Below are 592 nucleotides of genomic sequence, written 5' to 3' on the forward strand. Positions count from 1 at the left end.
GCCTGCGGGCGGCATTCCCTGATGTGGCGCTGGTGACCGAAGAGCAGTCTGATAGTCATGGTCAGAATGTTTCGACATTCCTTATCGTTGACCCGCTGGATGGCACCAAAGAGTTCATCAACCGTCGCGGTGATTTCACGGTCAATATCGCTTATGTCGTTGATGGTGTGCCTGTGCGCGGGATCGTTTACGCGCCCGCGAAGGATCGTTTGTTCTATACGGATGCCGCTGGTGTCGCGGTCGAGGAATCTGGTGATTTCGCGAAGGATAAAGTTGGCCCCGTGGCGCCGATCAAGGTGAAGACACCTGATAACAGTGCTTTGCTGGTGGTTGCCTCGAAATCGCACCGTGATCAGGCGACTGATGACTATATCAACAAGTATCATGTAGCTGACAGCAAGAGTGCTGGTTCGTCATTGAAGTTCTGTTTGGTGGCCACTGGCGAGGCGGATATCTATCCGCGCGTTGGCCGTACGATGGAGTGGGACACGGCGGCTGGCCATGCTGTTTTGACAGGTGCGGGCGGTTCTGTGGTTCGTTTTGACGATCACACGACGCTGAAGTACGGCAAAGCAGATTTTGCCAACCCGTT

General features: G+C 54.6%; 1 protein-coding gene. It reads left to right on the top strand.

Annotated features, from left to right (window positions below):
• Positions 1 to 592, top strand: a 592-nt coding sequence (locus tag QZ197_RS15810; RefSeq protein WP_296433183.1) for a 3'(2'),5'-bisphosphate nucleotidase CysQ, incomplete at both ends; no start/stop codon positions are given.

The organism is Yoonia sp. (assembly GCF_017854415.1).
In the GTDB taxonomy this organism is placed as follows: Bacteria; Pseudomonadota; Alphaproteobacteria; order Rhodobacterales; family Rhodobacteraceae; genus Yoonia.